General features: G+C 73.2%; 21 protein-coding genes. 10 read left to right on the forward strand and 11 right to left on the reverse strand.

Annotated features, from left to right (window positions below):
• The first annotated feature begins 113 nt into the window (after positions 1-113).
• Positions 114-3,707, forward strand: coding sequence for a methionine synthase (gene metH / locus B9L22_RS12745; protein WP_086150710.1), 3,594 nt, complete (start codon positions 114-116; stop codon positions 3,705-3,707).
• Between the two features lie 47 nt (positions 3,708-3,754).
• Here metH and B9L22_RS12750 read toward each other — a convergent pair whose 3' ends face one another.
• Positions 3,755-4,534 carry a hypothetical protein gene (locus B9L22_RS12750; RefSeq protein ID WP_086150618.1) on the reverse strand — a complete coding sequence of 260 codons (780 nt, stop codon included), beginning with the start codon at positions 4,532-4,534 and terminating at the stop codon, positions 3,755-3,757.
• A gap of 267 nt (positions 4,535-4,801) precedes the next feature.
• Between B9L22_RS12750 and B9L22_RS12755 the strand changes: the two genes are divergently transcribed.
• From B9L22_RS12755 to B9L22_RS12770, 4 genes are all read left to right on the forward strand, one after another.
• Entirely contained in the window at positions 4,802-5,278 is a 477-nt protein-coding gene (locus B9L22_RS12755) for a DUF2975 domain-containing protein (protein WP_086150619.1), read from the forward strand.
• Positions 5,279-5,515: a helix-turn-helix transcriptional regulator gene (locus B9L22_RS12760; RefSeq protein ID WP_086150620.1), complete on the forward strand. Its 237-nt coding sequence runs from the start codon at positions 5,279-5,281 to the stop codon at positions 5,513-5,515.
• 85 nt (positions 5,516-5,600) lie between these two features.
• On the forward strand, positions 5,601-6,248 hold the full coding sequence (locus B9L22_RS12765) for a dihydrofolate reductase family protein (protein ID WP_086150621.1): 648 nt from the start codon (positions 5,601-5,603) through the stop codon (positions 6,246-6,248).
• A 66-nt stretch (positions 6,249-6,314) separates the two neighbouring features.
• Positions 6,315-6,755 carry a VOC family protein gene (locus B9L22_RS12770; RefSeq protein ID WP_086150622.1) on the forward strand — a complete coding sequence of 147 codons (441 nt, stop codon included), beginning with the start codon at positions 6,315-6,317 and terminating at the stop codon, positions 6,753-6,755.
• A 9-nt stretch (positions 6,756-6,764) separates the two neighbouring features.
• Here the strand turns inward: B9L22_RS12770 and B9L22_RS12775 are convergent, their stop codons facing one another.
• The 5 genes from B9L22_RS12775 to B9L22_RS12795 all read right to left on the reverse strand — a co-directional run bounded on the left by B9L22_RS12775 (position 6,765) and on the right by B9L22_RS12795 (position 11,103).
• The gene (locus tag B9L22_RS12775; RefSeq protein WP_086150623.1) at positions 6,765-7,133 is read right to left on the reverse strand and encodes a DUF2200 domain-containing protein; all 369 of its coding nucleotides are present in this window, start codon (positions 7,131-7,133) and stop codon (positions 6,765-6,767) included.
• Between the two features lie 71 nt (positions 7,134-7,204).
• The gene (locus B9L22_RS12780) at positions 7,205-7,792 is read right to left on the reverse strand and encodes a DUF6580 family putative transport protein (protein ID WP_021479927.1); all 588 of its coding nucleotides are present in this window, start codon (positions 7,790-7,792) and stop codon (positions 7,205-7,207) included.
• Positions 7,789-8,262 (reverse strand): DUF4430 domain-containing protein, encoded by a 474-nt coding sequence (locus B9L22_RS12785; RefSeq protein ID WP_086150624.1) that lies wholly within the window; start codon positions 8,260-8,262, stop codon positions 7,789-7,791. The genes B9L22_RS12780 and B9L22_RS12785 overlap by 4 nt, the downstream gene beginning before the upstream one ends.
• Before the next feature lie 64 nt (positions 8,263-8,326).
• Positions 8,327-8,971: a cation transporter gene (locus tag B9L22_RS12790; RefSeq protein ID WP_086150625.1), complete on the reverse strand. Its 645-nt coding sequence runs from the start codon at positions 8,969-8,971 to the stop codon at positions 8,327-8,329.
• Between the two features lie 2 nt (positions 8,972-8,973).
• Positions 8,974-11,103 carry a type IIA DNA topoisomerase subunit B gene (locus tag B9L22_RS12795; protein WP_086150626.1) on the reverse strand — a complete coding sequence of 710 codons (2,130 nt, stop codon included), beginning with the start codon at positions 11,101-11,103 and terminating at the stop codon, positions 8,974-8,976.
• 200 nt (positions 11,104-11,303) lie between these two features.
• On the opposite strand from B9L22_RS12795, the gene B9L22_RS12800 reads away from it, so the two are divergent.
• Together B9L22_RS12800 and B9L22_RS12805 are read left to right on the forward strand one after the other, a co-directional pair.
• Positions 11,304-11,516, forward strand: coding sequence for a hypothetical protein (locus B9L22_RS12800; RefSeq protein WP_021479923.1), 213 nt, complete (start codon positions 11,304-11,306; stop codon positions 11,514-11,516).
• 526 nt (positions 11,517-12,042) lie between these two features.
• Complete coding sequence (locus tag B9L22_RS12805; protein WP_086150627.1) at positions 12,043-12,252, forward strand: hypothetical protein; 210 nt, start codon at positions 12,043-12,045, stop codon at positions 12,250-12,252.
• Between the two features lie 411 nt (positions 12,253-12,663).
• Here B9L22_RS12805 and B9L22_RS12810 read toward each other — a convergent pair whose 3' ends face one another.
• The 3 genes from B9L22_RS12810 to B9L22_RS12820 all read right to left on the reverse strand — a co-directional run bounded on the left by B9L22_RS12810 (position 12,664) and on the right by B9L22_RS12820 (position 16,243).
• Complete coding sequence (locus B9L22_RS12810; protein ID WP_021479922.1) at positions 12,664-14,217, reverse strand: RNA polymerase sigma factor; 1,554 nt, start codon at positions 14,215-14,217, stop codon at positions 12,664-12,666.
• 349 nt (positions 14,218-14,566) lie between these two features.
• Positions 14,567-14,968 (reverse strand): universal stress protein, encoded by a 402-nt coding sequence (locus tag B9L22_RS12815; RefSeq protein ID WP_086150628.1) that lies wholly within the window; start codon positions 14,966-14,968, stop codon positions 14,567-14,569.
• Positions 14,969-15,037: 69 nt separating this feature from the next.
• The gene (locus tag B9L22_RS12820) at positions 15,038-16,243 is read right to left on the reverse strand and encodes a DUF4192 domain-containing protein (RefSeq protein WP_086150629.1); all 1,206 of its coding nucleotides are present in this window, start codon (positions 16,241-16,243) and stop codon (positions 15,038-15,040) included.
• Between the two features lie 140 nt (positions 16,244-16,383).
• Here B9L22_RS12820 and B9L22_RS12825 point away from each other — a divergent pair, with 140 nt between their 5' ends.
• Both B9L22_RS12825 and B9L22_RS12830 read left to right on the forward strand, forming a co-directional pair.
• A complete protein-coding gene (locus B9L22_RS12825; RefSeq protein ID WP_143317289.1) occupies positions 16,384-16,953 on the forward strand; it encodes a hypothetical protein in 570 nt (189 codons plus the stop codon).
• Positions 16,954-17,023: 70 nt separating this feature from the next.
• The gene (locus tag B9L22_RS12830) at positions 17,024-18,193 is read left to right on the forward strand and encodes a polyprenyl synthetase family protein (protein WP_233140079.1); all 1,170 of its coding nucleotides are present in this window, start codon (positions 17,024-17,026) and stop codon (positions 18,191-18,193) included.
• 72 nt (positions 18,194-18,265) lie between these two features.
• Here B9L22_RS12830 and B9L22_RS12835 read toward each other — a convergent pair whose 3' ends face one another.
• Positions 18,266-18,691, reverse strand: coding sequence for an Rv2175c family DNA-binding protein (locus B9L22_RS12835; RefSeq protein ID WP_034655478.1), 426 nt, complete (start codon positions 18,689-18,691; stop codon positions 18,266-18,268).
• Between the two features lie 91 nt (positions 18,692-18,782).
• Here B9L22_RS12835 and pknB point away from each other — a divergent pair, with 91 nt between their 5' ends.
• Positions 18,783-20,813 (forward strand): Stk1 family PASTA domain-containing Ser/Thr kinase, encoded by a 2,031-nt coding sequence (pknB, locus tag B9L22_RS12840; RefSeq protein ID WP_086150631.1) that lies wholly within the window; start codon positions 18,783-18,785, stop codon positions 20,811-20,813.
• A gap of 93 nt (positions 20,814-20,906) precedes the next feature.
• Here the strand turns inward: pknB and B9L22_RS12845 are convergent, their stop codons facing one another.
• Positions 20,907-22,256 carry a class II 3-deoxy-7-phosphoheptulonate synthase gene (locus B9L22_RS12845; protein WP_043658206.1) on the reverse strand — a complete coding sequence of 450 codons (1,350 nt, stop codon included), beginning with the start codon at positions 22,254-22,256 and terminating at the stop codon, positions 20,907-20,909.
• Between the last annotated feature and the right edge of the window lie 29 nt (positions 22,257-22,285).

The raw sequence follows: 22,285 nt of genomic DNA on the forward strand, positions 1-22,285 counted from the left end.
GTAGGGGGGCCCGCGCCGTCGGGCACGTGCTTTTCCCGTGACGACCGCGCGCGACGCGTCGGCCCGCTGAGACGGCTCCCCGTGCCGTGCCGCACGCGATCTACGCTGCGAGCATGCCGACCGTCGTTCCTCAGGACCTCGCCGACGCCCGCTCCCGGGCCCTCGCGGAGGCGCTGCGCACGCGCGTCGTCGTCGCGGACGGCGCGATGGGCACGATGATCCAGGAGCAGGACCCGACGCTCGAGGACTACCAGGGGCTCGAGGGCTGCAACGAGATCCTCAACGTCTCGCGACCCGACATCATCGCCGCGGTGCACGACGCGTACCTCGAGGTCGGGGTGGACGCGATCGAGACGAACACGTTCGGCGCCAACTGGTCCAACCTGTCGGACTACGACATCGACGACCGGATCCGCGAGCTCGCCGCGGCCGGGGCGCGGATCGCGCGCGAGCGCGCGGACGCCCACGCGACCGCCGACCACCCGCGCTGGGTGCTCGGCTCGATGGGTCCCGGGACCAAGCTGCCGAGCCTCGGGCACACGACGTACGCGCACCTGCGCGACACGTTCGCCGAGCAGGCCGCGGGCCTCCTGGAGGGCGGGGTCGACGCCATCCTCGTCGAGACGAGCCAGGACCTGCTCCAGGCGAAGGCCGCGGTGACCGGGTCGCGGAACGCGATGCGCGACGTCGGGCGCGAGGTGCCCGTGATCGTCCAGGTGACGGTCGAGACCACGGGCACGATGCTCATGGGCTCCGAGATCGGGGCCGCGCTGACCACGCTCCAGGCGCTCGGCGTCGACGCGATCGGTCTCAACTGCGCGACCGGCCCGGCCGAGATGAGCGAGCACCTGCGGCACCTGTCGCGGCACGCGGAGATCCCCGTGACGTGCATGCCCAACGCGGGGCTGCCCGTGCTCGGCCCGAACGGGGCGACGTACCCGCTGACGCCGGACGAGCTCGCGGCGGCGCACACCCAGTTCGTCACCGAGTTCGGCCTGGGCCTCGTGGGCGGCTGCTGCGGCACGACGCCCGAGCACCTGCGCCGCGTCGTCGAGGCGGTGCGCGCGCGGCCCGTCGTCGAGCGGCACCCGGAGCGGGAGAACGGCGTCGCGAGCCTGTACTCGCACACGGACCTGCACCAGGACGCGTCGTTCCTCGCGATCGGCGAGCGCACGAACGCCAACGGGTCGAAGGCGTTCCGCGAGGCGATGCTCGCGGAGAACTGGGACGAGTGCGTCGAGATCGCGCGGGCGCAGACGCGCGACGGCGCGCACCTGCTCGACGTGTGCATCGACTATGTGGGGCGCGACGGCGTCGCGGACGTGAAGCAGGTCGTCTCGCGCCTCGCGAGCGCGTCGACGCTCCCGCTCGTCATCGACTCGACGGAGCCCGAGGTCATCGCGGCGGGCCTCGAGCTCGTGGGCGGGCGCGCCGTCGTGAACTCGGTGAACTTCGAGGACGGCGACGGGCCGACGTCGCGGTTCGCGCGGATCATGCCGCACGTGGTCGAGCACGGGGCGGCGGTCGTCGCGCTGACGATCGACGAGGAGGGCCAGGCCCGCACCGCGTCGGGCAAGGTGGAGATCGCCACGCGGCTCGTCGAGACGCTCACGCGTGACTGGGGCCTGCGGGTCGACGACATCATCGTCGACGCCCTGACGTTCCCCATCGCCACAGGCCAGGAGGAGACGCGGCGCGACGCGATCGAGACGATCGAGGCGATCCGCGAGATCACGCGCCGCTATCCCGGCATCCACACGACGCTCGGGGTGTCGAACGTGTCGTTCGGCCTCAACCCCGCCGCGCGCACCGTGCTCAACTCGGTCTTCCTCCACGAGGCGGTCGAGGCCGGGCTGAACTCTGCGATCGTGCACGCCGCGAAGATCCTGCCGCTCGCGCAGATCCCCGCCGAGCAGCGCGAGGCCGCGCTCGACCTCGTGTGGGACCGGCGGCGGTACGACGACGAGGGGAACCTCGTGCACGACCCGCTCGCCCGGCTGCTCGAGCTGTTCGACGGCGTGGACTCGGCGGCGCTCAAGGACCAGCGCGCGGCGGAGCTCGCGGCGCTGCCCGTCGGCGAGCGGCTGGAGCGGCGGATCGTCGACGGCGCGCGCAAGGGTCTCGAGGAGGACCTCGACGCGGCGATGGCGTCCGGGATCAAGGCGCTCGAGATCGTCAACGACCACCTGCTCGAGGGCATGAAGGTCGTGGGCGACCTGTTCGGGCGCGGCGAGATGCAGCTCCCGTTCGTGCTCCAGTCCGCCGAGGTCATGAAGACCGCGGTCGCCTACCTCGAGCCGCACATGGAGAAGATCGAGGGCTCGAGCGGGTCCAAGGGCACGATCGTCCTCGCGACCGTGCGCGGCGACGTGCACGACATCGGCAAGAACCTCGTCGACATCATCCTCACCAACAACGGCTACACGGTCGTCAACATCGGCATCAAGCAGCCGATCTCCGCGATGATCGAGGCCGCCGAGGAGCACGACGCCGACGTCATCGGCATGTCCGGGCTGCTCGTGAAGTCCACCGTCGTGATGAAGGAGAACCTCGCGGAGCTCACGTCGCGCGGGCTCGCCGGCCGCTGGCCGGTCCTGCTCGGTGGCGCGGCGCTCACGCGCACCTACGTCGAGGACGACCTCGCGGGCCAGTTCCCGGGCGTCGTCCGGTACGCGCGCGACGCGTTCGAGGGCCTGCGCCTCATGGAGCCGCTCGTGCGCGTCGCGCGCGGCGAGTCGCCCGACGCCGTCGGGCTGCCCGCGCTGAAGAAGCGTCGCCACGCCGTCGTCACCGTGACCGAGACGCCCGTCGAGGACCTGCCCGCGCGGTCCGACGTCGCGACCGACAACCCGGTACCCGCTCCCCCCTTCTGGGGCACGCGCCTCGTCAAGGGCGTCCAGCTCGCCGAGTACGCGGCGTTCCTCGACGAGCGCGCGACGTTCATGGGCCAGTGGGGGCTCAAGCCCGGCCGGGGTGACGACGGGGCGTCGTACGAGGAGCTGGTCGAGACGGAGGGGCGCCCGCGCCTCAACGCCTGGTACGAGCGGATCCGCACCGAGGGCGTCGTCGACCCGTCGGTCGTGTACGGGTACTTCCCGGTGTGGTCGGAGGGCGACGACGTCGTCGTCGCGCACCACGGTGCCGGGCTCGCGGGCATCGGCGCGCCCGACGGCGGGTCGGGCGGCGAGCCCGGGACCGAGCGGCTGCGCTTCACGTTCCCGCGCCAGCGCCGCGACCGGCACCTGTGCCTCGCCGACTTCGTCAAGCCGCGGTCGTGGGTCGAGGAGACGGGCCGGTACGACGTGCTGCCCGTCCAGCTCGTCACCATGGGAGCGAGCGTGGACCAGCACACCGCAAAGCTCTTCGCGGGGAACCACTACCGCGAGTACATGGAGCTGCACGGCCTGTCGGTGCAGCTCACCGAGGCGCTCGCCGAGATGTGGCACTCGCGCGTGCGCGCCGAGCTCGGGTTCGCCGACGAGGACCCCACCGAGGTCGAGGGCATGTTCAAGCTCGACTACCGCGGCGCCCGCTTCTCGCTCGGCTACCCGGCCTGCCCGGACATGGAGGATCGCACCAAGGTCGTCGAGCTCCTGCGCCCCGAGCGCCTCGGTGTCGAGCTCTCCGCGGAGCTCCAGCTCCACCCGGAGCAGTCGACAGATTGTCTTGTGTTTCATCACCCCGAGGCCAAGTACTTCAGCGTCTGACGATCGCCAGCCGCGGGGCGTCCTTCCGGGGCGACCGGGGAGCAGCGTCAGGACCACGTCCACGTGCCCGTGACCTGCTCGATGAGCTCGTCGCCGTTGTCGTAGGGGGTGACGATCGCGATCACGAAGAACTGGACCTCGTCCGTGCCCGACGCGAACCGCTCGGGTGCGAAGGCGGTGATGAAGGCCTTCGTCCGCGTCTCCTCGAAGCTCCCCTCGACCCGGGTGATGTTCGCCGGTACGCCGTCGAGGGTGGTCGCCTCGTGCAGGCTGAGGATGCTGCCGTTCTCCGCGAAGTACGAGTCCGCGAGGAGGTCGACCGCTCCCCCGAGATCGGTCCCGACCCCCCACGCCTCGGACGTCGCGACCCGCACCGGTTCGACCGACACCTGCCCGTAGACCGCCCCGACGCCCGTGGGCACCACCGCCCCGTCGACGACCTCGCCCCAGAGCTCGAGGGCACCGTGGCAGTGTTCCTCCTGGTCCGAGGAGACGTTGTTCACGAACGCCTCCGGGCCCTCGTAGGACCAGCAGGGCGTCCGCACCGGCTGGCCCGAGACGATCGCGTACTCGGCCCCGGAGGGGGTCGCCGGCTCGCCCTCGCTCCGGGACGTCGCCACCGCAGGGGTCGCGCCGTCGTCGGTCGCGACGAAGGGCAGCGCGCAGCCGGGGACGACCGTGAGGACGACAGCGACCCCGAGCCCCGAGAGCACGCGACCGACGGCGGCTCTCCGACGGGTGGCGAGGCGAGCACGGGAACGGTGCCCCGTGCGAGGGACCGCGGTCGTTCGCTCGTGCTGGCTCGTGCGCTCGTGCTGGTCGAGCATGATGATCCTCCTGGTCGTGGGCTCCTCGACCGGACGGTAGACGCCACGACGGCGAGGGCCCCGGTTATCCACAGGCCGGGATCCGCAGGTCTCTCGGGCGACACGTTGCGACTCGGCTCATCGACCGTTTCGCGGACGAGGGAGCACCCGCGGCCGACGCCGCTGGAGGGGTACAGCGGATACCGCCGCGCCGCGCGCTTCCCCCTTCGCGCAACGGGTCGTGCCTCGTTCGTTGACAGAGCCGTGTCATCTATCGACAATCGATAGATGAAACCTGCCCTCGTCGCGTGCACGCGAGCACTCCTGGTCCTCGTGGCCCTCGGCACCGCGCTGTCGATGTTCCTCGCCCCCCTCCTCGCGGCCGAGGTCGGGGCGCAGTACCCGGAGGTCCGCGGCCTCGTGGTCCCGTACTCCGTGCTGGCCGTGCTGGCGCTGCTCGCGGTCGAGGTCGCCCTCGTGGCGGTGTGGCGCCTGCTCGGCCTGGCCGCCCGCGACGAGGTGTTCGAACCGCGCGCGCTGCGCTCGGTCACCGTGGTGATCGGTTGCGTGGTCACGGTGGCGACCCTCGCCGCGACCGTGTTCGGTCACCTGACCTTCGGGGCGCAGCTCGGCGGGCCGCTCGTGCTCCTCGGCCTCCTCGGCTCGCTCGTGGGCGGGGGCGCGCTGGCCCTGCTCGTCGTGGTGCTGCGCGCGCTGCTCCGCGCCGCGACCGCCGACCGCCGCGAGCTGGCCGCGGTGATCTAGGTGCCGATCGTGATCGACCTCGACGTCCTCCTGGCGCGGAAGGAGATGTCCGTCGGCGACTTCGCCGCCGCGGTCGGCATCACGCCGGCGAACGTCGCCGTCCTGAAGAACGGGCGCGCGAAGGCCGTGCGCTTCTCGACGCTCGACGCGGTCTGCCGCGTCCTCGGGTGCCAGCCCGGAGACGTCCTGCGGTGGGTCCCGGACGAGCCCGACGACGCGGGACCGCCCGCCACCTGACCCGCCCGGCCGCCGCGTCGATGAGTTCGGCGACCGGACGACGTCTTACCCGTGACCGAGACCACGACGCCGCGGGAGCCGAGCCATGGGAAGCATCGAGATCGAGCTGTTCACGACCCTCGACCTCGTCGGGCAGGCGCCCGGCGGGCCGGAGGAGGACCCGGAGGGCGGGTTCGCGTACGGCGGGTGGCAGGCGCCGCTGCTCGACGACGTCGCGGGCGAGCAGATCGCCGCGGCGTACCAGGGCACGGACGCGCTGCTGCTCGGGCGCCGCACGTACGACATCTTCGCGTCGTACTGGCCGTCCCAGGAGGGCGGGCAGGACGACGACTTCGCGGCCCTGTTCAACCGCATCCCCAAGTACGTCGCGTCGCGCGGCACGCCGGACCTGCCGTGGGCCGGGTCGACGCTGCTCGGCCCGGACCTGCCCGCCGCGGTGCGCGAGGTGCGCGACCGGCACGACCACGTCAAGGTCGTGGGCAGCCTCGACCTGGTGCAGACGCTACTGCACGAGAGGCTGTTCGACCGCCTCGACCTGTGGGTGCACCCCATCGTGCTCGGCGCGGGAAAGACCGTGTTCGACGGCGGCGCCGTCCCCACCAACCTCACCCTCCTCGAGCCTCCCGCACCGAGCCCGACGGGCACGGTCCTGCTGCGCTACGGCCTCGCGGACGGCACACCCGGGACGGGCGACATGAGCGAGCCGGGACGCGGCGTCGGGCAGGACGTCTGACGCCCTGCTCGGCGCCGGACCAGCACCCCGGACGACCCACCTACCCCAACACCTCAGGAGGCACCCGTGGCGATCCAGCGCCTCGACAACGTGGCCGTCGTCGTCGACGACCTCGACGCGGCCGTCGCGTTCTTCGCCGAGCTCGGGATGGAGCTCGAGAACCGGATGACGATCGAGGGGCGGTGGGCGGAGCGCGTCGTCGGCCTCGACGACCTGCGCTCGGAGATCGCGATGATGCGCGTCCCCGGCGGCCCCGGGCGGCTGGAGCTCACGCGGTACCACGCGCCGGAGCCGCTCGACCTGGGGCTCGGCACCGCCCCGCCGAACGTGCTCGGGCTGCACCGGGTGATGTTCGCCGTGGACGACCTCGACGACACGGTCGAGCGCCTCGCCCGCCACGGCGGGGCGGTGCTGCGGGAGATCGTGCGCTTCGAGGACGTGTACCGGCTCTGCTACCTGCGAGGGCCCGGCGGCATCATCGTCGGGCTCGCGGAAGAGCTCGGGTGAGGCGCGCCGCTAGGAGGCGGTGGCCGGCTCGCCGCGCAGGATCGACGCCATCTTCTTGCCGCGCGCGACCTCGTCGACGAGCTTGTCGAGGTACCGGATCTTCTGCATCAGCGGGTCCTCGATGTCCTCGACGCGGACGCCGCAGATCACCCCGGTGATGAGCGAGGCGTTCGGGTTCCACGCGGGCGCCCGGTCGAAGAACTCCTCGAGCGTGATCTCGTCGGCGATCGCCTGCGCGAGGCCGGCGTCGTCGTAGCCGGTGAGCCAGCCGATGACCTGGTCGAGCTCGTCCGTCGTGCGCCCCTTGCGCTCCACCTTGGTGACGTAGAGCGGGTAGATGCTCGCGAAGCTCATCCCGAAGATCCGGTGTCCCGCCATGGATGGCCTCCTCCTGCCCCGGCTGCGCCCGTCACCGGCTCCGCGTGTGCGGTCGTCCGGCACGAACCACGCTACCGCGCGGCGGGGACGGCGCGGGCGCCGACCATCCCGTGCGACGCCTCGAGCCGGTCCACGAGCAGCGTCCCGGCCGCGACGAGCGGCACGAGCACGAGGTTGCCGAGCAGCATGGTGCGCAGGAACGGCAGACCCGCGACGTAGCTCGCGACGAGCCCGTCCGCTCCTGCCGGGTACCAGACGCCGCGACCCTGCAGCCAGACGCCGAAGTTCGTCCACGCGAAGAACCACAGCGAGCCCGCGACGCCGAACGCCGCGCCCGCACCGACGCGACGCCACCCGGTCGTGTTCCGCGCGAGCAGCGAGCCCAGCCCGACGACGAGCCACGCGCTCCACGTGAACAGCGCGATCGCCGTGTTGCCGAGCACGACGTCGGACACGACCGTCACCGCGAGCGGCACGACGAACGCCCACCGCGAGCGCAGCAGGATCGTCGCCGCGAACGTCGCCGCGGTGACGAGCTCGAGGTTCGGGGGTGCGCCGAGGTCGGCGCGCACGAGCCGCCAGACGACGGCGAGCGCCGCGAGCGTGACGACGAGCGCCGGCCGCCACCAGCGCAGCGCCGTGCTCTCCGAGCGCGTCACGAGGTGAACGTCTCGAGCTTCCACGTGATCTCGTCCCCGTCCGTCGTCTCGAGCGAGCCTGCACCCACGGTAGCCATCTCGTCGTTCACGTACAGGGCCCAGAACTCGCTGTCCGGGTCGGCGGCGACGCCGTCGATCGCCGTGACGAACGCGTTCTCGCCCTCACCGGTCACCTGGGCGGACGGGTCCGCCTCGAGGAGCAGGTCGAGGGCCGTCGCGCCCTCGCGGCCCTCGTAGGAGAGCTCGGGCGCGTCCTCGCCGTCGCCGGACTCGTCGTCGGGCGCCTCGTCCGTCGCGTCGTCGGCCGGGGCGCTCGACTCCTCGCCCGCGGTCGCCGTGGAGGTCGACGTGGTGTCGGCGGCGGGCTCGTCGGCGGACGAGCACCCGGCCAGCAGGCCTGCGGTGAGCAGGACGGCGGTCAGGGCGGTGAGCGGGCGCGCGGACGTGGCGCGGAGCGTTCGGAGGGTCACGTCGTCAGCGTACGGAGCGCCGCCCGGCTCGCGCCGGGTCGCCCGCCTGTCGGACGACGGCCCCTCACCCGATCTCCTCGCCCGCGACGGCCTTGGCCGCCAGCCGCTCCTCCTCGCTGACCTCCCACACCTCGTACGCGGAGTGGCCCGCGAGGAGGATGATCCCGCACCCCAGCACGAGGTCCGGCCAGCCGGACCCGGTCCACGCGGTCACGAGCCCCATCGCGATGACGGCGACGTTGACGAGCACGTCGTTGCGGGCCGACAGGAACGCGGCCCGGCTCAGCGACCCGCCGTGATGGCGGACGCGGACGAGGAGCCACGCGCACACCCCGTTGACCACGACCGCGCCGAGCGAGGCGAGGACGATCGGCAGCACCTCGGGTGCGGGCGGGTCGCCGAACCGGCGCACGACCTCCCACGCCGCGAACAGCGCGGGGACGAGGATGAGCAGCGCCAGCGCCTTGCCCAGGACCGCGCGCCGCGCGAGCGGGAAGCCCAGCGCGACGGCGATGAGCAGGTTGATCGCGGTGTCCTCGAGGAAGTCCACGCTGTCGGCGAGCAGCGAGACCGAACCCGCCGCGAGCGCGACGGTGAGCTCGACGACGAAGTACGCGAGGTTGAGCCCCGCGACCAGCAGGACGGTGCGCCGCAGCAGCCGGACCAGGTCGGGGTCGCCCGCCCGTCGCGCGCCCTGCCCGGCGGACATCGTCAGACGTCGATGCGGGCGTGGTCCAGCTCGGCCGCGCCGGCGACGATGAACTCCTTGCGCGGCGCGACGTCGCTGCCCATGAGCAGCTCGAACACGCGCTCCGCCGCCTCGGCGTGCTCGGCCGTGACGCGGCGCAGGGTGCGGTGGCGCGGGTCCATCGTCGTCTCGGCGAGCTGGTCGGCGTCCATCTCTCCCAGGCCCTTGTACCGCTGGATGTCGTCCTTGTAGCGGCGGCCGGCCTTGTCGAGCTTCTTGAGCGTCGCGGCGAGCTCGGCCTCGGAGTACGTGTAGATGTACTCGTTCTTGCGGCGCCCGGCGCCGATGACCTCGATGCGGTGCAGCGGCGGCACGGCGGCGAAGACACGGCCCGCCTCGACGAGCGGCTTCATGTACCGGTAGAAGAGCGTGAGCAGCAGGGTGCGGATGTGGGCGCCGTCGACGTCGGCGTCCGTCATGAGCACGATCTTGCCGTAGCGCGCGGCCTCGAGGTCGAACGACCGCCCCGACCCGGCGCCGAGCACCTGGATGATCGCGGTGCACTCGGCGTTGCGCAGCATGTCGCTCACGGACGCCTTCTGCACGTTGAGGATCTTGCCGCGGATGGGCAGCAGCGCCTGGAAGTCGGAGCTGCGCGCGAGGCGCGCGGTGCCGAGCGCGCTGTCGCCCTCGACGATGAACAGCTCGCTGCGCTCGACGTCGTCGCTGCGGCAGTCGACGAGCTTGGCCGGGAGGGACGACGTCTCGAGCGCGTTCTTGCGCCGCGAGATCTCCTTTTGCTTGCGCGCGGTGATGCGCGCGCGCATCTCGGCGACGACCTTGTCGAGCAGCAGCGCGGCCTGCGTCTTCTCGTCGCGCTTGGTGGAGGTGAGGAGGGCGTTCAGCTCCTTCTCGACGACGCGCGCCACGATGCCGCGCACCGGCGCCGTGCCGAGGACCTCCTTCGTCTGGCCCTCGAACTGCGGCTCGGCGAGGCGCACGGTGACGACGGCCGTCAGGCCGGCGAGGACGTCGTCCTTCTCGATGCGCTCGGACGCGTCCTTCGTCGACACCTTGAGGCGGCGCGCGTTCGTCTCGACCGCCTTGCGCAGCACCTTGAGCAGGCCCTGCTCGAAGCCGCCGAGGTGGGAACCGCCCTTGGGCGTGGCGATGATGTTGACGAAGCTGCGGACCTCGGTCTCGTAGCCGGTGCCCCAGCGCAGCGCGACGTCGACCTCGCAGTCGCGCTGCACCGCCTGCGGGGTCATGTGACCCCGGTCGTCGAGCACCGGGACGGTCTCCGTGAACGAGCCCGAGCCCGTGAGGCGCCACGTCGCGGTGACGGGGGTGTCCGGCGCGAGGAAGTCGACGAAGTCGACCGACCCGCCCGTGTGCACGAACGTCTCCTCATGCGGCCCGGACTCCCCCGGCGTCCCGGGCACGCCGCGCTCGTCGCGCACCGTGATCTCGAGACCGGGGACGAGGAACGTCGTCTGGCGCACGCGCGTGACGAGCTCGTCGTAGGAGAAGACGGCCGTCTTGAGGAAGATCTGGTGGTCCGCCCAGTAGCGGACGCGCGTGCCGGTGACGCCACGCTTCGTCTTCCCGACGACCGCGAGCTCGGACCCGGACACGAACGGCTCGAACGGGGCGTCCGGCGTCGGGCCCGTCTTCGGGTCGCTGAACACGCCGGGCTCGCCGCGGTGGAAGGTCATGCGGTGCGTCTTGCCGCCGCGGTCGACCTCGACGTCGAGGCGCGAGGACAGCGCGTTGACGACGGACGCACCGACACCGTGCAGACCGCCCGACGCGGTGTACGACCCGCCGCCGAACTTGCCGCCCGCGTGGAGCTTGGTGAACACGACCTCGACGCCGGACAGACCCGTCTTCGGCTCGATGTCCACGGGGATGCCGCGGCCGTCGTCCTCGACCGTCACGGAGGTGTCGGCGTGCAGCACGACCCGGATCTTCGAGCAGTTGCCCGCGAGCGCCTCGTCGACCGAGTTGTCGATGATCTCCCAGAGGCAGTGCATGAGACCGCGCGAGTCGGTCGTGCCGATGTACATGCCCGGGCGCTTGCGCACGGCCTCGAGGCCCTCGAGCACGGACAGGTGCCGAGCGGTGTAGCTGGACTCAGCGGAGGTGGTCGTCACGGCGGCAAGCCTAGACGAGGGCGCCCACAGCGCGGTGCTGCCCCGCCGCGCTGCCGCGGACGCCGCGCGATCGGGCGGGATGCGGCGGGATGCGTGAGATGCCGGCGGGAGACGACGGCGCCGGGTGAGCGCGCTTCGCGGGTAGCGAACCCGGCGCTCCCCCGGGACGAAACCTCAGGAGGGGATGGTTTGATGTTCATGTGACTGCTACGACGACCACCACCGAACCGCTGACCGCGGCCGACCGCTGCGACCGCTGCGGGGCCCAGGCGTACGTCCGTGTGGTCCTGCCGAGCGGCGAGCTGCTGTTCTGCGGCCACCACGCGCGGGCGCACGCGGATGCCTACACCGACCTCGCGACGTCCATCCAGGACGAGACCGACAAGCTGCTCGCGGAGCACGGCGCGCGCTGACGCGCCGGTCCGCCGAGCACGTCCCGCGCCAGGAGCGCACGACCGCGGGGACCGGCTCCACCGCCCGGTCCCCCGCGACGACCACCTCAGAGACAGACCTCAGACACGACGAAGGCCCCGAGGAGATCTCCTCGGGGCCTTCGTCGTGCGACGGCGGCGGGCGGCCGGTGGCGCGCCGCGACGCGTCAGTCGAGGTAGTCGCGCACTCTAGGTGGGCGCTGCGCACAACCGTTGATTTCACAGCGATTCCAGCCCTCCACGTGAAGCGCACGAGGAACAGCGGTGTCGACCACTTCGTCATGCGAGCACGCAACGGAAACTCCCGTCGTCACTACTGCCGACAGGCCGACGACGTTGTACGCGCTCGGCCCGGCCCAGAGCCGCCAGCGTCCCAGGGCGCTCCGAAGCTCGGCACCGCGACGGACTACAGCAGAACAGGCGTCCGGACGCGCCGAGGGACGCGCACACGAGTTCTGAGGCGTCATCCGCTGGAGCGAGCGATCCCCGCCGGTCCTACCGTGAGCGAATGACCACGCCCACCGGCAACACTCGCAGAATCGCACTGCTGCTGATAATCGCCATGGCCTGCACACTTACAGGGGTGGTCGTCGGCGCAATCTCGGACGGGTGGGACCCGCTCCGCGTCGGTATCGGGACCCTCGCCGTTCTCGTCGTCATCGGCGTGGTCATCGAGTCGATCCGGCAACGACACACGGGGCGACGACGCAAGAACTAGCCCCAGGTTTGACCCCCAGCAGACCCGCCTACCGTGTCGATCGCGGGATTCGTCATTTCCGGGACGGGCTCGACGCATAACCCGAACAGAAAACCGCACGTTCTAAGCGCGGCCGACGCCTACCCGTGATGAAGATTGAGCGCGTCCGCGACCTCACGCCACGTCGCGCCGTCGACGCCACGGATGAGACGAACGCGAGCACGCCGCGTTGACGCCTGCTCGTGGTGCCGTCCGCACCTTCGGTGCGAGCAAAGCGCCCGCAGATCGAGGGCGGCACCCGGTGATGTGCTCACGCGTCGCGACGCTAGCCGCGGATATCTGTACGAGCAACGCTGCACGACGAAGCCGCAGGCCCGGGATGCGTGCTAAACACCCCCAACCTGCGGCTTCGTTGAGAACTGACCTACCGACTCAATCGAGGTAGTCGCGCAGCACCTGCGAGCGGCTCGGGTGGCGCAGCTTCGACATGGTCTTCGACTCGATCTGACGGATGCGCTCACGCGTCACGCCGTAGACCTTGCCGATCTCGTCGAGCGTCTTGGGCTGCCCGTCCGAGAGGCCGAACCGCATGGAGACGACGCCCGCCTCGCGCTCGCTCAGCGTGTCGAGCACCTGGTGCAGCTGCTCCTGCAGGAGCGTGAAGCTCACCGCGTCCGCCGGGACGATGGCCTCGGAGTCCTCGATGAGGTCGCCGAACTCGGAGTCGCCGTCCTCGCCGAGCGGCGTGTGCAGCGAGATGGGCTCGCGGCCGTACTTCTGGACCTCGACGACCTTCTCCGGGGTCATGTCGAGCTCCTTGGCGAGCTCCTCGGGCGTGGGCTCGCGGCCCAGGTCCTGCAGCATCTGACGCTGCACGCGAGCGAGCTTGTTGATGACCTCGACCATGTGCACCGGGATACGGATGGTGCGCGCCTGGTCCGCCATCGCTCGCGTGATCGCCTGCCGGATCCACCACGTCGCGTACGTCGAGAACTTGTAGCCCTTGGTGTAGTCGAACTTCTCGACCGCACGGATCAGACCGAGGTTGCCCTCCTGGATCAGGTCCAGGAACAGCATGCCGCGACCCGTGTACCGCTTGGCCAGCGACACCACCAGACGCAGGTTCGCCTCCAGCAGGTGGTTCTTCGCCCGCTTGCCGTCGTGCGCGATCCACTGCAGCTCACGCTTGAGCTTGCGGTCCAGGTCGTCGCCCTCGGCCGCGAGCTTCTCCTCCGCGAACAGACCGGCCTCGATCCGCTTCGCGAGCTCGACCTCCTGCTCCGCGTTCAGCAGCGCGACCTTGCCGATCTGCTTGAGGTAGTCCTTGACCGGGTCGGCCGTAGCACCCGCGGTCACGACCTGCTGGACCGGGGCGTCGTCCTCGTCCGCGTCGGAGACGACGAAGCCGGTCTCCTCGGGCTCGTCGCTCGGCGCGGCGGCGGCAGCCTTCTTGGCGCCCGGCTCCGCAGCCTCCTCGTCCTCGGTCACGTCGATCTCGAGATCCTCGATCTCGACCTCGGCGTCGTCCTCGTCGTCGTCCTTCTTCTTGGCGCGCGCGGGCGTCGCCTTGGACTTGGCGGGGGCCTTGGCCGCGGTCTTGCGGGCGGCGGGCTTGGCGGGGCCGGTCGACGAGGTCTCCGCACCCTCGGCGTCGGCCGCCGGGGCGGCCTTCGTCGTGGTCGTGCGCTTGGTCGCCGACGCGGACTTCGTCGCGGCGGGCTTGGTGCGCGCCGTCGTCGTGCTGCGCGGGGAAGCCGCCGCGGCCACCTTCGTCGTGGTCGGGATGTCGACCTCGACGCCGGCGCCCGCGAGCGCGCGGAAGACCGCCTTCAGCCGCTTGGCGTCGTTGACGGCAGCCTGCTCGCACGCGGTGCGGAAGCTCTCGGCGTCGACGCGACCGTTCGCGCTGCCGCGCCGCAGGAGCTCCTGCAGGGCGGGGTGCTCGAACTCTCGCGGGAGTGCGGAAATCGGGGTTGAGGGCGCCACAAACCGACCTTTCGGCAATCATGGGGGGCGGTAGGGCCGCCGGAGCGGGGACGTGAACCGTGAAGTGCGGGCTGCTCTGGACTCTCACGGTGAGTCGTCGGGCTCTGGCGGACTACCTATATTGTACCGGCGATCCGTGCGCCGGACGCCGCGACACGGGGTGATGTCGGACCTGACCGCCTCCCGACGGCCCGGCGCACCACGTCGTCACGACGTTCGTCACCCGGTTCGTGACGTGTACAACGGGTCGGGACCCTGGAAGATTCCCTGCAGACCCTGCCCCTCACCCGGCCCTCGCAGGCGCGCCGGACCGCAGGGATCCACGTCCGCGCGCCGACGCGCGGGCGGCTCAGACGCCGGCGGGCCGCTCGGGCTTGACGGCCAGCACGGGGCAGGGCGCGTCGAGCAGGATGCGCTGGGCGTTCGAGCCGAGGATGAGCTTGCCCACGGGGCTGCGTCGACGCAGCCCGATGACGATGAGCTCCGCCGACGACCGCTCCGCGGCGCCCACGAGGTCGTCCGCGAGGTCCGACGAGCCCTGCTCGCGGCGCAGCGTCGTGCCCGTCCCCTCGAGGCGTGCCTCCACGCGTCGCAGGTCGTCCTCGTGCGCGGCGACCAGCTCGGGAGTCGCCATGGAGGCCTCGGTCACGACGACGACGAGGTCGGTGCCGCGCCGGACGGCCTCGGTGGCCGCGCTGTCGAGAGCCTCGCGGCCCTCGGGCGTGCTCAGGTGCGCGACGACGACGCTCATGTGTCCTCCGGAGACGGCTCGTGGGTGCGGCCGGCCGCGGGGGCGACCGCAGGTCGTGTTGCGTCGAACCTACCCGACGTCGTGCGTGTCGGCGCACGCGTCGGCGCGGACCCAGCCCGGCGGGACCCCGGCGTCGAGCGCGCTCGCGAGCAGCAGCGCGAGCCGGTACGTCGGGTCCTCCGCGAGCGCCTCGGCCAGCCGCCGACGGGCCCGGCCGCCGTCGCCGTGCCACCAGGCCACGAGCGCCAGGAGCGTCAGCGCGGGCGCGGTGCTCCCGCGCGGCGCGTGGGCGACCACGCCCTCCAGCACGGCCCTCGCCGGCCCGGTGACCGCCGGGTCGGGCGCGAGGCCTGCGCCCGGGTCCACGACGGCCGCGATGGCGCGGCCCGTCCCGGCGTCCACGTCCCCGCCCCGCACGGTGCGGTCCGGCAGGTCGTCGGTCCCCGGCACGAGGGACAGGAGCACGGCGTCGCGCACGGGGACCGACTCCAGGCTCGCCGCCAGGCGCCCGAGGACCGTCGCGGCGGGCACCGCGACACCGGCGCCGTCGCGGACCGGTCCGCCGTCGGCCCGCCCGCCGTCCCGCTCCCGGTCGCGCGCGACGACCTGCGCGACCGCGGTCCGCCACAGCGCGAGGGCGGACACCCGGGCCGCGACCCGGGCCGCGACGTCGTCGCCGGCCGCCACGGACCGGGCGCGGTCGCGCACCCGCCGTGCCGCGCGCGCGGCACGGCGCCGCGCGTCCGCGCCCGCGGGCGGGATCCGCAGCGCCTCTTCGCGCGAGTCCGCGAGCGCCGCCCCGGACAGCACCATGTGCGCGCCGACCTCGCTCGACTCGAGCTCGCGCAGCGACCTTCCCTCCGGCGGGCAGCAGTCGTCCTCGGCGCAGTCGAGCGCGTACCAGCCCGTCGACGACACGACCCACGCCTCGACGGGCCCGTGGTGCGGCTCCGCGGCCTCGCGGCAGTGCTCGACGGCGGCCCGCACCCGCGCGGCCGCGACGCCCGCCGCGCGCAGCGGCGCGTCGGAGTAGACGACGAGCACGACGCGGCGCGCGCCGTCGGCCGCGAGGTGCCCCACGACGGACCGCGCGAGCTGCGGCCCGTGCTCGACGTCCGCCGCGTCGGCGACGTCGACGCGCACGACGAGACCGATGCGGCCGCGCGGTGGCCGCAGCCCGACGAGGACGACGCTGTCCTGCGGGCGGTAGCCGAGCCGGAAGGGGACGTAGGCGAGGAGCTCGCGCGGGCCCTGGGCCCGGATGAGGGTCGTCATGCGCCCATCCCAGCCGGTCGGGGCGGCGTGCGGGGCGCCCGCCGCCCGGCTGTGGACGACGCGGGGCGGGCACCCTGGGCTGTGGTCGGCCCCCGACCTCGGTGGTGGCTCGCGCACGCGCGGGTGACTACGGTGTGCGCGTGCCACCACGAACCCGCGCCGCCGCGCACCCGGCGCTCTCCCCCGCCGGCCGGGCCGCCGTCGTCCTCGTCGCGGCCGTGCTGGGCTCGACGCTCGCGGGGTGCCAGGCGGACCTGGCCGACGTGCAGGGCGCCGCGGCACCCCGGGAGGAGCAGCCGGCGCCGGACGCCGACTCCGGCGCGCCGGGCACGCCGCTGCCCGACTACGACGCCGCCTCGGCGGTCGGGGACCTGGTGGAGGGGTTCCCCGCCGCGCTGGTCCCGGTGGCGCCGGGCGCCGAGGTGCTCGCGAGCTCGGCGCGGCCGTCGCAGGACGGAGCGCTCGTGGACGTCACGCTGAACCTGCGCTCCACGGACACGGTCGAGGCGCTCACCGCCTACTACACCGACACGCTGGGCCCGGCCGGGTTCGAGGTGTCTCCGTCGACCGTGCCGAGCGCGCTCACGTCGCTCACCACGTTCGTCCGCACGACGGCGCCCGAGGCCCCGACCGAGTCGGTCGCCGTCGGCGTCTTCGACGACGAGACGGAACGGCTCGTGACGATCAGCGGCCAGGTCGCCGCCGGCTGAGGTGCCGCGCCGCCCGACCGCCACCAGACCGGGCGGGCAGGGTGGCGCCCGCTCCGCATAGGCTGCCCCCGTGCCGAACCCGTCGCTGCCGACCTCGCCCTCCGTCCCTCCCCAGGCGTCCGAGGACCTCACCGACCCGAGCCCCGCCGCGCTCGTCGACCGCGAGGGGGTGCGCGCCGGCGTCGACGACGCCCTGCACGCCTCGACCGCGGCGCTGCGCGCCGAGCTCGCCGGGACCCACCCGGACACGGACCTGCTCGCCGACGCGACGCAGGAGCTGCTCGCGGGCGGCAAGCGCCTGCGCGCCGCGTTCTGCTACTGGTCGTGGCGCGCGCACGGCGGTGACGCCGCGGGCCCGCACCGGACCACGGTGCTGCGCGCGGGTGCGGCGCTCGAGCTGTTCCAGGCGGCGGCGCTCTTCCACGACGACGTCATGGACTCCTCCGACACCCGGCGCGGCCGCCCGACGGCGCACCGCGCCTTCGCGGCGCGCCACCGCGACCTCGGCTGGTCCGGCGACGGCGTGCGGTACGGCGAGAACGCCGCGATCCTGCTCGGCGACCTCGCGCTCATCGCGAGCCACCGGGAGCTCGGCGACGCGCTCGACGACCTCGCGCCCGCGGTCGCCACGCGGTCGCGACGCGTGTTCGGCCGCATGCAGACGGAGGTCACGGCCGGCCAGTACCTCGACGTGCACGCGCAGGTCCTGCCGTGGGGCGAGGACCCGGCGGCCGACGAGGAGCGGGCCCGGGCCGTGATCCGCTCGAAGTCCGCGCGCTACAGCGTCGAGCACCCCATCGCGCTCGGCGCCGCGCTCGCCGGGGCCGACGACGACGCGGTCGCCGCGACGAGCGCGTTCGGCCTGCCCGTGGGCGAGGCGTTCCAGCTCCGCGACGACGTGCTCGGCGTCTTCGGCGACGCGCAGGTCACGGGCAAGCCGGCCGGCGACGACCTGCGCGAGGGCAAGCGGACGGTGCTCGTCGTGCGCGCGCTGGCCGCCGCCACGCCCGCGCAGCGCGAGCTGCTGCTCACGCACCTGGGCGACCCGGACCTCGACCCGGCCACGGTGGAGGACCTGCGCGCCGTCCTCGTCGAGACGGGCGCGCGCGACGCCGTCGAGTCGCTCATCGCGGAGCTCACCGAGCGCGCCGCGGCCGCCCTCGACGGGGCCGGGCTCGCGGAGCCGGGCGCGACGATGCTCGCGCTGCTCGCGCGCGCCGCCGTCGAGCGCACGGCCTGACCGCACCGCCGCCCGTCGGCCCGGCTCCGGCCCGGCACAGGGCCGGACGATCGGGGCGGCGGGCGGAGCGCGTCAGAGCTCGGACTGCGCTACGCGGCGCACGCGCGCCTTGTGCCCGCTGAGGAGCGTGTCGAACGGGGCCTCGCCGAGCTCGTCGTGCGGGGTGAAGAGCCACTCGAGGATCTCGGCGTCGTCGAAGCCTGCGTCGGTGAGGACGACGATCGTGCCCTGCAGGCTCGACAGGACTCCCACGCGGCCGCTCTCGTCCGGGCGGCCGGCGTTCGCCGGGTCGACCAGGTGTAGCGGCACGAGGAAGCGCGCCGGGACCTGGAACGTCGTGCGCTCGCCGCGCTTCACGCCCACGACGCGCCGCTCCTGCACGAGACGGCGCACCTTGCCGACGTCGGTGCCGAGCGCCTCGGCGACGTCGGGGAGGGTCAGCCACTCGCCGACGAGGTCGTCGAGCGTGGGGCGGGGGCTGGTGTCGCGATCGGTCACCGGGCAAGCCTACGGCGTGCCTCCACACGACACCCACGCCGTGCGCGCCGTGCTCACCGGATCGTGACACCCGGCCACCTAGACTCTCCCCGTGGCCACCGTGACGACCGATCCCCTCGTCGGCCGCCTGGTCGACGGGCGGTACGAGGTCGTCTCGCGCATCGCGCGAGGCGGCATGGCGACGGTGTACCTCGCGATCGACCGTCGGCTCGAGCGCGAGGTCGCGCTCAAGGTCATGCACCCCCACCTCGCCGAGGGCGCGTCCGGCGCCGACTTCGTCTCGCGCTTCCGCCGTGAGGCGCGCGCCGCGGCCCGGCTCACCCACCCGGGCCTCGTCGCCGTGTACGACCAGGGCCTCGACGGCGACACCAGCTACCTGACGATGGAGTACGTGGCGGGGTCGAACCTGCGCCGCACCATGCTCACCGAGCGCACCCTGACGCTGGGTCGCACGCTCGACGTGCTCGACCACGTGCTCGACGCGCTCGCCGCCGCCCACCGTGCGGGGCTCGTGCACCGCGACATCAAGCCCGAGAACGTCCTGCTCGACACCGAGGGCCGGCTCAAGGTCACCGACTTCGGTCTCGCCCGCGCCGTGAACGAGGTGACCGCGACGACGACGGGCACGATCCTCGGGACCGTCGCCTACCTCTCCCCCGAGCTCATCGCGACCGGCACGTGCGACGCCCGCACCGACGTCTACGCGGCGGGCATCCTCGCGTACGAGATGCTGCTCGGCACCGTCCCGCACACCGGCACGACGCCGATCCAGGTCGCGTTCCAGCACGTGAACAACGACGTGCCGCCGCCGTCGGACGTCGCCCCGTGGATCCCGCCCGAGGTCGACGACCTGCTGTGCGCGCTCGCGGCGCGGGACCCCGCCGACCGCCCGGCCGACGCCGGCGCCGCGCTCGCGCTCGTGCGCTCGACCCGCGCGGCGCTCGACCCGGCCGACCTCGAGCGGCGCGTCGACCCGCCCGCCGGGGGGGCCGCCGTCGTGCCGCCCCCGCCGGGTCCGGGCCCGCGGACCGAGCCCGACGACCCGTCCGCCGCCGCGACCGCGTCCCTCGCGGCGCTCAGCCTGCGCGACCGCGAGGCCGCGGGCCTCACCGAGCCGCTCGCCGTCGGGCACGTCGTCGCGCCGACCACGCGACCCGGCCCGCCGCCCCCTGCTGCCCCGACCCCGGCGCGGCGACGCGGCCACGGCCGCGTGGTCGTCTGGTCGCTCGTCGTGCTCCTCGTCCTCGCGGGCGTCGGCGGCGGCGCCGCGTGGTGGTTCTCGTCCGGGCCGGGCGCCTACACCCAGGTCCCGGACGGCCTCGTCGAGGCGTCGCGACCGGAGGCCGTCGCGATCCTCGACGGCGCGGGCCTCTCCCACACGGTCGAGGAGCGCTACGACGACGCCGTGCCCGAGGGCGCCGTCGTGGCGACCGACCCGGCGTCCGGCGAGGACGTGCGCAAGGACGGCAGCGTGCGGCTCGTCGTGTCGAAGGGCGTGCGGATGCTCACGGTGCCGACCGGTCTCGTGGGCGCGACGCAGGAGGAGGCGACCGCCGCGATCGAGGGCGCCGACCTGACGCTGGGCGACCCCGTCGCCACGCCGCACGACGAGGTGCCGTCGGGCCAGGTCATGGCCGTGCAGGACCCCGACGGCAACGTCATCGAGGAGGGCGCCACGATCCGGCACGACGTGCCGGTGGTGCTCACCGTCTCGTCCGGGCCGGCGCCCGTCGTCGTGCCGCAGGTCACGGGATCCGCGAAGGACGCCGCGGTCGCCGCGCTCGAGGAGCAGGGTCTCGTCCCCGCGGTCACCGAGGAGTACTCCGAGACCGTCGGCGCAGGGCTCGTGATCCGCCAGGACCCCGAGCAGGGCTCCGACGCCCACCGGAAGGACACCGTGAACGTCGTGGTGTCGCTCGGGCCCCCGCTCGTCGAGGTCCCGAACGTCAGCACCCGCAACGTCGCCGACGCCGAGAAGGCCCTGAAGGACGCGGGCTTCCAGGTGGAGATCCGCTACCCGCAGGGCATCCACCCGCTCAACATCGTCTACGCCCAGGACCCTCCGGGCGGTGACGGGCGCACCGCGCCCAAGGGCTCGACCATCGTCCTCAACGTCTTCTGACCTCGCGATCCGCGCAGACGGCTGTGGCCCGCCCCGACCACGGGACGGGCCACAGCCCTGTGCTCGACGGGAGACGGCCGTCTCCCCGCGGCCTCAGCCGCGCAGCATCTCCGCGACCTGGAAGGCCATCTCCAGCGACTGCTGGTGGTTGAGGCGCGGGTCGACGAGGGTCTCGTAGCGCAGGGCGAGCCCTGCGTCGTCGATCTCCTCGCTGCCGCCCAGCACCTCGGTCACGTCGTCGCCCGTGAGCTCGACGTGCAGCCCGCCCGGCACGGTCCCCGCGGCGCGGTGCACCTCGAAGAAGCCGCGCACCTCGTCGAGGACGTCGTCGAACCGGCGCGTCTTGTAGCCGCTCGCGGACGTGATGGTGTTGCCGTGCATGGGGTCCGTGACCCACGTGACGGGCACGCCCGCGCGCGCGACGGCCTCGACGAGCGGCGGGAGCGCGTCGCGCACGTTGCCCGCGCCCATGCGCGTGACGAAGGTCAGGCGGCCCTCGACGTCGTCGGGGTTGAGACGGCGGGCGAGCTCGAGCGCGACGTCGGGCGTCGTCGTCGGGCCGAGCTTGACCCCGATGGGGTTCGCGACGCGCGAGAGGAAGTCGACGTGCGCGCCGTCGAGCTGGCGCGTGCGCTCCCCGATCCACAGGAAGTGGGCGGAGGTGTCGTACGCGTCCCCCGTGCGCGCGTCGCGGCGCGTGAGCGCGCGCTCGTAGTCCAGCACGAGCGCCTCGTGGCTGACGAAGAACTCGACGGTGCGCAGCGCGTCGAAGTCGGCGCCGCACGCGTCCATGAAGCGGATCGCGCGGTCGATCTCGGACGCCGTCCGCTCGTACCGCGCGTAGGCGGGGTTGCGCATGAAGCCGCGGTTCCACTCGTGGACCTGGCGCAGGTCCGCGAAGCCGCCGGTCGTGAACGCGCGCACGACGTTCCACGTCGCCGCGGAGATCTGGTACGCCTGGACGAGGCGCTCCGGGTCGGGGATGCGCGCCTCGGGCGTGAAGGCGTGCCCGTTGATCATGTCGCCCCGGTACGCGGGCAGGGTCACGCCGTCGCGCGTCTCCGAGTCGGAGCTGCGCGGCTTGGCGTACTGCCCGGCCATGCGGCCCATCTTCACGACGGGCATGCTCGCGCCGTGCGTGAGGATGACCGCCATCTGCAGGATGGTGCGGATCTTGTTGCGGATCCGGTCGGCGTTCGCCTCGGCGAACGTCTCGGCGCAGTCGCCCCCCTGCAGGAGGAACGCCTCGCCCCGCCCGGCCGCGGCCAGGCGGGAGCGCAGCGTGTCGGCGGCCGCCGGCACCACGAGCGGCGCGGAGGCCGCCAGCCGGTCACGGACGGCGTCGAGCGCCGCCTCGTCCGGCCACGTCGGCTGCTGGAGCGCGACGAGCGTGCGGAAGTGGTCGAGCCCGGAGTCGGTCCCCGGCTCGCTCGTGGTGGTCATACGGCGTCCCCTGACGAGGTTCCTGGTGC

It is taken from the genome of Cellulosimicrobium sp. KWT-B, from assembly GCF_002127155.1.
Lineage (GTDB): Bacteria > Actinomycetota > Actinomycetes > Actinomycetales > Cellulomonadaceae > Cellulosimicrobium > Cellulosimicrobium funkei.

Coding starts and splice junctions, on each gene's coding strand:
- B9L22_RS12790 (WP_086150625.1), bottom strand. CDS start 8,971: ATGTCCGCCGGGCAGGGCGCGCGACGGGCGGGCGACCCCGACCTGGTC.
- metH (WP_086150710.1), top strand. CDS start 114: ATGCCGACCGTCGTTCCTCAGGACCTCGCCGACGCCCGCTCCCGGGCC.
- B9L22_RS12755 (WP_086150619.1), top strand. CDS start 4,802: ATGAAACCTGCCCTCGTCGCGTGCACGCGAGCACTCCTGGTCCTCGTG.
- B9L22_RS12820 (WP_086150629.1), bottom strand. CDS start 16,243: ATGACGACCCTCATCCGGGCCCAGGGCCCGCGCGAGCTCCTCGCCTAC.
- B9L22_RS12845 (WP_043658206.1), bottom strand. CDS start 22,256: ATGACCACCACGAGCGAGCCGGGGACCGACTCCGGGCTCGACCACTTC.
- B9L22_RS12805 (WP_086150627.1), top strand. CDS start 12,043: ATGACCACGCCCACCGGCAACACTCGCAGAATCGCACTGCTGCTGATA.
- B9L22_RS12815 (WP_086150628.1), bottom strand. CDS start 14,968: ATGAGCGTCGTCGTCGCGCACCTGAGCACGCCCGAGGGCCGCGAGGCT.
- B9L22_RS12750 (WP_086150618.1), bottom strand. CDS start 4,534: ATGCTCGACCAGCACGAGCGCACGAGCCAGCACGAGCGAACGACCGCG.
- B9L22_RS12775 (WP_086150623.1), bottom strand. CDS start 7,133: ATGGCGGGACACCGGATCTTCGGGATGAGCTTCGCGAGCATCTACCCG.
- B9L22_RS12765 (WP_086150621.1), top strand. CDS start 5,601: ATGGGAAGCATCGAGATCGAGCTGTTCACGACCCTCGACCTCGTCGGG.